Annotated in this window: 11 protein-coding genes; 5 read left to right on the top strand and 6 right to left on the bottom strand. The window is 69.5% G+C overall.

Features of this window, described 5'->3' with window-relative positions; translation table 11 throughout:
- Both AC36XV_RS00065 and AC36XV_RS00070 read right to left on the bottom strand, forming a co-directional pair.
- A partial coding sequence (locus AC36XV_RS00065) for a nucleotidyltransferase family protein (RefSeq protein ID WP_492201638.1) occupies positions 1 to 541 on the bottom strand: 541 nt, incomplete at its 3' end.
- Entirely contained in the window at positions 538 to 1,596 is a 1,059-nt protein-coding gene (locus tag AC36XV_RS00070) for an XdhC family protein (RefSeq protein WP_492201639.1), read from the bottom strand. The genes AC36XV_RS00070 and AC36XV_RS00065, both read right to left, overlap by 4 nt.
- A 112-nt stretch (positions 1,597 to 1,708) precedes the next feature.
- Between AC36XV_RS00070 and AC36XV_RS00075 the strand changes: the two genes are divergently transcribed.
- Positions 1,709 to 2,185: an SRPBCC domain-containing protein gene (locus AC36XV_RS00075; RefSeq protein WP_492201640.1), complete on the top strand. Its 477-nt coding sequence runs from the start codon at positions 1,709 to 1,711 to the stop codon at positions 2,183 to 2,185.
- A 24-nt stretch (positions 2,186 to 2,209) separates the two neighbouring features.
- On the opposite strand, the gene AC36XV_RS00080 is transcribed toward AC36XV_RS00075, so the two are convergent.
- From AC36XV_RS00080 to AC36XV_RS00095, 4 genes are all read right to left on the bottom strand, one after another.
- Entirely contained in the window at positions 2,210 to 3,163 is a 954-nt protein-coding gene (locus AC36XV_RS00080) for a GGDEF domain-containing protein (protein ID WP_492201641.1), read from the bottom strand.
- 9 nt (positions 3,164 to 3,172) lie between these two features.
- The gene (locus tag AC36XV_RS00085; protein ID WP_492201642.1) at positions 3,173 to 4,159 is read right to left on the bottom strand and encodes an electron transfer flavoprotein subunit alpha/FixB family protein; all 987 of its coding nucleotides are present in this window, start codon (positions 4,157 to 4,159) and stop codon (positions 3,173 to 3,175) included.
- Positions 4,159 to 4,908, bottom strand: coding sequence for an electron transfer flavoprotein subunit beta/FixA family protein (locus AC36XV_RS00090; RefSeq protein WP_492201643.1), 750 nt, complete (start codon positions 4,906 to 4,908; stop codon positions 4,159 to 4,161). The genes AC36XV_RS00085 and AC36XV_RS00090 overlap by 1 nt, the downstream gene beginning before the upstream one ends.
- A gap of 105 nt (positions 4,909 to 5,013) precedes the next feature.
- A complete protein-coding gene (locus tag AC36XV_RS00095) occupies positions 5,014 to 5,502 on the bottom strand; it encodes a hypothetical protein (RefSeq protein ID WP_492201644.1) in 489 nt (162 codons plus the stop codon).
- 343 nt (positions 5,503 to 5,845) lie between these two features.
- Between AC36XV_RS00095 and AC36XV_RS00100 the strand changes: the two genes are divergently transcribed.
- The 4 genes from AC36XV_RS00100 to AC36XV_RS00115 all read left to right on the top strand — a co-directional run.
- Entirely contained in the window at positions 5,846 to 6,427 is a 582-nt protein-coding gene (locus tag AC36XV_RS00100; RefSeq protein WP_492201645.1) for an RNA polymerase sigma factor, read from the top strand.
- Positions 6,428 to 6,431: 4 nt separating this feature from the next.
- Positions 6,432 to 6,800 carry a hypothetical protein gene (locus tag AC36XV_RS00105; protein ID WP_492201646.1) on the top strand — a complete coding sequence of 123 codons (369 nt, stop codon included), beginning with the start codon at positions 6,432 to 6,434 and terminating at the stop codon, positions 6,798 to 6,800.
- Positions 6,797 to 7,198 (top strand): hypothetical protein, encoded by a 402-nt coding sequence (locus tag AC36XV_RS00110; RefSeq protein ID WP_492201647.1) that lies wholly within the window; start codon positions 6,797 to 6,799, stop codon positions 7,196 to 7,198. The genes AC36XV_RS00105 and AC36XV_RS00110 overlap by 4 nt, the downstream gene beginning before the upstream one ends.
- A 143-nt stretch (positions 7,199 to 7,341) precedes the next feature.
- On the top strand, positions 7,342 to 7,552 hold a 211-nt coding region (locus AC36XV_RS00115), incomplete at its 3' end, for a hypothetical protein (protein ID WP_492201648.1).

Consider the following 7,552-nt stretch of genomic DNA (forward strand, 5'->3'; position numbering starts at 1 on the left):
GGTTCCACAGGCTCGCCTGCGGAGCGGCGTCGCGGGCGAGGTTCCGTATGGACACGAGCGCTCCGGACTTCAGCACCACCGGGTGCCCCGGACGGTCCCGGTAGCGCGCACGGCCGGCCAGCGCGTCACTCTCCCGAACCACCGTCACCACCTGCCGAACGTCGTCCGGTCGGAGTCCCGGCTCGTCACCCAGAAGGATGGCGACCCCGGGGACCGTCAGGCGTCGGACGCTCGCGAGTCCCGCCATCGCCGACGCGAGTCGTCCCTGCTCGCCCGGAACCGGAACGAAGCACACCCCCCGGCCGGCCAGCAGCGCCCTGATGCCGGTACCCGGTCCCGACGTGGCCACGAGGATGGGTTCCAGGCCGGCGGATCGGGCAATGTTCGTGACGCGTCCGAGGACGGAATCATCGCCGAACCGCGCCCGCAGCTTCGACTCGCCCTCCATTCGGGTCGAACGCCCGGCGGCCAGGATGAGGCCTGCATAGGTCGGAGTCCCGGTCGGGCCCGGGTGCGGGCCTCCGGCGAAATCTCCGCTCACGCGTCCGTCGCTCCTAGACGTCTCACTGCGAGCAGTTCGGCGAGCACGGACACGGCGATCTCCTCGGGAGTCACGGCACCCAGATCGAGCCCGATCGGCCCGCGGATTCGTTCGACGTCCGACTCGGGTACGCCGGCGGCGCGGAGGGCCTCACGCCGGAGCCTCTGCGTGCGGCGACCACCGAGCAGACCGACGTAGCGGCACCCGGCTTCCAGCGCCGAGCGCAACGCCGGGACATCCAGACGTTCGTCATGCGCCAGCACCGCGACATCGGTCCATTCGTCGAGCGAAAGGTCGGCCAGCGCCTCGGAGGGCCAATCGACCCGGACATCCGCTCCTTCGAGTCCCGCGGCGTGGACCAGCCCCTGCCGCGGGTCGACCACCGCGACCCGATACCCGACCGAGGGAGCCAGCCGGGCCAGGGCCGCCCCGATCACCGAAGCGCCGACGATGACCAATCTTCGCGCCGGAAGAATGCGGTCCACGAAGACCGGACCGAGGCCGGCGAGCTCCATGGACTCGGCGCCCTCCCGGGCGAAGAGGAGCGCCCGGTCGGCGGAGTCGGGCCACCCGGGTGCGCCGTCGTCGCGGGCGACCGTTCCCGTCCCGTCCACCAGGAGCTGCGCCCCCAGGGACTCGTCGGAGAGGTCGGTAATCAGCGCTCCCGCCCACGGCTCCCGGCCGTCTTCGCCGAGCCGTTCGAGGAGGGCGCCCCACACCGGCCCCGCGGCCTCGTGGCAGCGCAGAAGCACGTCGATCTCACCCCCGCAGGACAGGCCGACTCCGGCCGCTTCATCGTCGCTGATTCCGTACGAAACCCGGCGCGCGGCGGCGGGATCGCCGCCACCCAGCAACGTCACCATGCGCTCGTGCAGGTCCGCCTCGACGCACCCGGCGGAGAGGTTTCCGGCGAACGCACCGTCACGCCCCACCACGTATCGGGCCCCGGGGGGGCGCGGGGCGGATCGCCGGACCGCCACCAGGATCGCCTCCGCCCAAGCCTCGCCTCGTCGGCTCCAGGCGCGGACCGAGCCGTACACCTCGCGGATGCTCATGCCGGGCAATCTATGCGCTCGACGCCGCAGGGGGCACGGGAGGCTTGACGGTTTCACGCGGTCCGGCCCACGTTGGCCCGCGATCCGAGATCTTCGCGCCACCGGGAGGCCCATGTCGATACGTCTGAATCACTCGTACGAAGTGAAACGGCCGGTCCCGGAAGTGTGGGGTTTCCTCACCGATCCGCATTGTATCGCCGGTTGTATGCCGGGGGCGCACCTGCTCGACGTCGAGGACGGGCGGCTGCTCGGGGAAGTGGATCTCCGCGTCGGTCCGGTCGGGACGACGCTCCGCGGCGAGGGGAGGTTCGAGGAGAAGGATGAGGCGGCGCACTCGGTGCTGATGGCGGCGAGGGCGCGGGAGTCGAAAGGGGACGGCGGTGCGGACCTGCGCATGCGGAGCCGGCTCGAGGCCGCCGGCGACGCTTCCACACGCATCGAAGTCGACCTGCAGGTCCGGCTCGACGGCCGCCTGAACGGCCCGATCCTCGGCCGGCTGCTGGCCGGCGCTGCGGAGCTCCTGCTTCGCCGCTTCGTGTCGTGCGTGCGGACGCGGCTCGAGGCGGACGCGGACCCGTCGCCACCGTAAGACTCGACGGGAGCCGCCCCCCGTTCAGACGCCTCCGCGGATCTCCCTCACCTTGCCTTCGGGCGACACGACGGTCATCCCGGGCGTCACCAGCATCTCCCCGGTCGATCCGGAGGCGACCACCACCCGCTCCCCACCCATCCGCCGGGCGGTGTCGAGCGCCTGTCGCGCGCGGGCGAGAAGCGCCTCCCGGCCCGGCATCGGCGTCTCGAAACCTGCCACACCCGCGCTCAGGGTGACCCGTCCGGACCACGGCGCCGGGAGGCTCACGACCTCTTCCAGCACCCGCAGGGCGAAGCCGTGACCGGTGCTCAGGGACTCGCCGTTCAGAAACACGATCAGCCGTCTCTCGTCCAGCCGGCCGTACATGTTGCTGGCCCGGACCTGCGCCTTGAGCGCTTCCACCGCCACCTCGAGGGCCCGGCACGCCTTCGTCTCACCGTACATCGAAACGAATTCGTCGTAGCGATCCACCTGGAAGAGAACGATCGTCAGGGGAGGCTTCCGCCGGGCCGCCTCGAAGAGCTTGTCGAAGTAGTAGTCGAGCACGGGACCGGTCGGCAGATCGTCGACACAGGGCTCGGGCACACGGGCCGCCGGGGGCCCGGCGGGACGCTGATCCCACCATTGACGTTCCAGACCCGCCCCGAGCGCGACCGAGGCGACGACCGCCACGACCGCACCCACGAGATTCCACTCCGGTGACTGACCATCGAGCAGTGCCGCGAACAGCTCCGCGAACACGACCATCGCCGATGTCCAGGCCAGACCCAGCAGCGCGCCCTTCCAGCCCAGGTAGCGAGCGAGAAGGAAGACCGGGGCCAGGCCGACCAGCCATACGAGTAGCGCCCAGGGCCCGAGGAAGCCGTGCAGCGCTACCCGCGCCACGGCGGCCAGCACCGGGGCGAAGGTGGCGATCAGAAAGGCGTGGGAGGGAAGCCTCAGCCCGTCGCTCGACACCGCTGCGTCGGAGTCCATGGCCGGCGCCTAGGCGCCCGACGACCGGGTCGCCCGGATCTCTTCCGTCAGTCTCGGCAGCACCTCGAAGAGGTCACCGACCACTCCGTAGTTCGCCACGCCGAAGATTGGCGCCTCCGGGTCCTTGTTGACGGCCACGATGACACCGGCCGTGCGCATGCCGGCGAGATGCTGGATCGCCCCGCTGATCCCGACGGCGAAATACAGGGTCGGAGAGACCACCTTGCCCGTCTGGCCGACCTGTTCGGAGTGAGGCCTCCAGCCCGCGTCGACGACGGCTCGGCTCGCTCCAAGCGTCGCTCCGTCCCCCAGCGCCTCGACCAGGTCCTCCAGCAGCTGCCAGTTGGACGGGTCCTGCAAGCCGCGACCGCCCGACACGACCACGGGAGCCTCCCGGACGTCCAGCGCCACCCTCTCGGAGGCCTCGAAGCCGACCACCCGGGTGCGCGGTTCGACCTCCGGAAGCGCCACGCTCTCCACCGACGCCTCCCGGGGACGGATCTCCGCCGGAAATACGTTCGGACGCAGGCTCATGAGGGCCGGAGACGTCCGGAACCGCAGGCGGGCGTACGCCTTGCCACCGTATACCGGCCGCGTGATGGTCAGCTCTCCGTCCGCCGCCGAGACCTCCGTCACCTCCGCGGCCAGGCCCACTCCCAGCCGTGCCGCCACCCGGGCGGACAGGTCCTTGCCCTGCGCGGTCGCGGGGAACAACACCGCGTCCGGCTCGAGGTCCTCGCAGATCGAAGCGACCAGGGCCACCATCTCGTCGGGACGGTAGAGGCCCAGCGATTCCGCCTCACAGGTCAGGATCCGGTCGGCGCCATGCCGGGCCAGCGCCGCCGAAGCCTCGGCGGTGCCCGGTCCGCCCGGGACGAGCACGACTACCTGCCCCCCGAGGGAATCGGCCAGGTCCCTCGCCGCCGAGACCACCTCGCCGGCCACCGGGCGGAGCTCGCCGTCGCGCGTCTCCGCGTACGCCAGAATATCGCCCATCAGAGCACCTTCGCTTCCTCTCTCAGCCTTCGCACCAGCTCCGGGACCGCCTCCGCGCCTTCTCCCACGATCTGGGGCTCGGGTCGCGGCGGCGGCGGGGTGAGCTCGATCAACTCGATTCCGGGCTCGCCCGAAGACACGTCCTTCTCCTCGAGCGGCTTTCGCTTCGCTGCCATGATGCCCTTCAGGCTCGGATATCGAGGCTCGTTCAACCCCTTCTGAGCCGCGACGACACCGGGAAGGGCGAACTCCACGATCTCGTGCCCCCCCTCGATCTCGCGGTGCGCCCGCGCGACGCCGTCCTTCACCTCCAGCCCGACGACCACCGTGGCACACGGAAGGCCGAGGATTTCCGCCAGCATCGCCGGCACCTGCATGTTGTCGTCGTCGATGGCCTGCTTTCCGCAAAGAACGAGATCGAACTCGCGGCCACGGATCTCCTCGGCCAGGACACGGGCGGTGGACAATCCGTCCATCGGGCCCTCCGCCTTGAGCAGGACGCCTTCGTCGGCCCCCATGGCCAGCGCGGACCTCAAGGTCTCCCTCGCGTCCTCGGGACCGGCGGCGATCGCGGTGACACTTCCCTCTCCCGACGCTTCCTTCAGCTTGAGGGCCTCCTCGAGGGCGAACTCGTCGTACGGGTTGAGGACATACTTGACGCCCGAGGGGTCGATGGAAGTCCCCCCGGCGCCGATCCGGATTCGCGTCTCCGAATCCGGAACCCGCTTTACGCACACGATCGTTCTCACGGTATTCCCTTCCCGGGTTGGCTACGGGCGGCCACCTCCGACGATCCCCGTCCGCTCACGGACGGCGGGGCCCGCGGGCACGCGGGGTCGAGTGCCGGCCCGTCATCAGCTCAGTGTCTCGATTTCCCCTTCCGAGATGCAATACAACCGGTACGTCACCAGGTCGATCAGCTCATCCGTCACCTGGATCTCGCGCTTGCGCGTGTCCCGATCCGTCTCGTCCTCCGGCCGCTGCACCCGCAACTCGACCAGCCGACCGGCCAGCCACAGAAGAAAGTCGTGTGCCACATCCCGGTGCTCGCGGTCCCGGTCCGGCTCGCCGTTGTCCGCCCTCGGAAGCCACGCATCCACGAGGGCGAGCAACCCCGGAAACACCATCTCCGTGAGCTCTCCCTCACCCACGAGCTCCTCGTGCGTGAGCTGCTCCCAGTTCAGCTCGTTCCAATAGAGCTCGGTCGCTTCCTCGAACAGGTGTCGTCGGGCGGCGGGGGAGGTGGGCCGGAGAACCAGATCGTCGGGATCCAGGTCCCGCTTCACGCGGCGCCTCAGGGCCCTCACCCTCTCCTCGACCAGGGTGCGCGCAGCGAGATCCAACGGGCGGCCTTCCTGTGCGTCCGTCACATTCTCTTCACTTTCCCAGGGGGTCAGACATCGACGGCAGCCACAGCCGCCGGGGGAAGATGCGGGTGGTCTTCGCGGCGAGCAAGGAAAACGCGACGGTCCGCGGCAGGAGGACCGCCGGCCTCCCGTCGCCCTGCCCGAGTCCGCGACGACCCTTCGCGGGCGCTTGCCGAGGTCCCGGGGGAGTTCCTAGCATCCGGCCTGTCCCATGTGCAACGCCGAACGAGAGAGGCGTGTTTAGAGTGGTGCGAGCACGACGACCCAGGGCTCCGGGCGTGGCCGAAGTTGCCGCGCGAGGCCCGGACGGAGAGGCGGCATGAGATCGCCGGCCGACCTGGCGGAAGAGCAGGTTCTCGTGCGCGCCGTGCAGAACGGGGACGAGACCGCGTTCGGCACGCTGGTCGATCGATACCTGGCGTCGGCGTACGCGACGGCGCTGTCCGTGCTGCGGAACGCGCACGACGCGGAAGACGCGGTTCAGAGCGCCTTCATACGGGCTCTCGAGCGGATCGACCAGTTGAAGCCGGGAAGTCCGTTCGGACCGTGGTTCTACCGGGTGTTGAGATCCACGTGCCTGAACCTCAGGCGACGCGAGTCGCTCAGGAGCCATGACGAGATCCCGGTGTCCGCGGCGGGCGGCCGCGACCCGGAGAAAGACCTCCAGCAGGAGTTGACGCGAGAGAAGGTGCTGGTCGCCCTGGCAGAGCTGCCCGAAATGCAGCGTCTCGCGGTCACGTTGTACGACCTGGAGGGATACAGCCATCAGGAGATCGCCGATGTCTTGGGCATCGCGGTCGGCACGTCCAGGGCTCACGTGCACCACGCGAGGCGCTCCCTGCGCCGGCTGATCGGCTCGGACGGAGAGTCGGCCGGGCGGGAGAGGGAGTCAACGGAGTAAGGGAATGAACAAGAATACGTGGCCGGCCTGGATTCGGGCCCTGGTCCCGGATGATCTCACGAAGGCAAGGATGCGGCGGGCGATTCTGGACGAAGCCCGCCCCATTCTGGCGTCGCGGAGGGACTCCTGGATCGATGCGGTGTCGGACTGGGCCGCCATCCTGAGCCCCATCGCCGCCGCCGTGACGCTCATCTTCGCCGGCCTGGCCCTTCGGCATGCCGGAAATGCCGAGTTTTCTGAAACCGTGGCCACGGCGCCGGCACTTGAGGAGCTCGTACACCCCGGTGAGCCGGTTCCGCAGACCTTCGGCCGTGATACCGTTCCTGATCTGGACGCCGTGATGAACGTGCTCTACGAGCCGGAGGCCCCATGATTCGGGCCAGCCGCGGCCGCGCCGCGTTCCTTCTCGCGCTCATGTTCGTAGCCGGCCTCGCCGTGGGGCTGGCCGCCGAGCGCTACACGGTTCACTACGGTTCCGACAGGGACAGGGACGATCGCCGGGAGCGGCGCACCACCATCGAGCGCTTCGCGGATGACCTGGGCATCACGCCGGAACAGCAGGAGCAGATCGACCCGATCCTGGTCGAGACGCGTGAGCGGATGTCCGACGTCTTCGACCAGGTGCGTCCCGAATGGGACGCCGTCGTGGACTCGGCGCGAGCGCGTATCGAGGCCATCCTCACGCCCGAGCAGGTCGAGCGATATCGGGCTCTTCTGGAAGAACAGGAAGGCCGGCGGCGCTCCGAGGAAGACGGGGACGGATCCGGCTGACCTCTCCAGAAACGAACGACGAGCGAGTTCCCGCCCACGCGCGCCTGCTGCGGTTGAAGCTGCGGTTGAATCCGCCCCGGGGCGCGCGGATTCGAACGGTCGGGAGCGGAGTCTAACCAGAGTAGAACGGGATACGGGACGCAATGGAGCGACATACCAAGAGGCTGACGATGCGAACCTGCATGAGGGTGGTGATGGGGCTGGCTCCGATTCTGGCGTTGGCGTCGGGGTTGCGGGGGCAGGAGGCGGCGCGGCAGGTGACGCTGGAGCAGGCGTTGCGTCTGGCGGAGCGGAACAATCCGGGGCTGGAGCAGTCGTGGTCGTCGGTGGAGATCGCGGGCTACCAGGAGCTGA

It is taken from the genome of Candidatus Benthicola sp. (genome assembly GCF_058719085.1).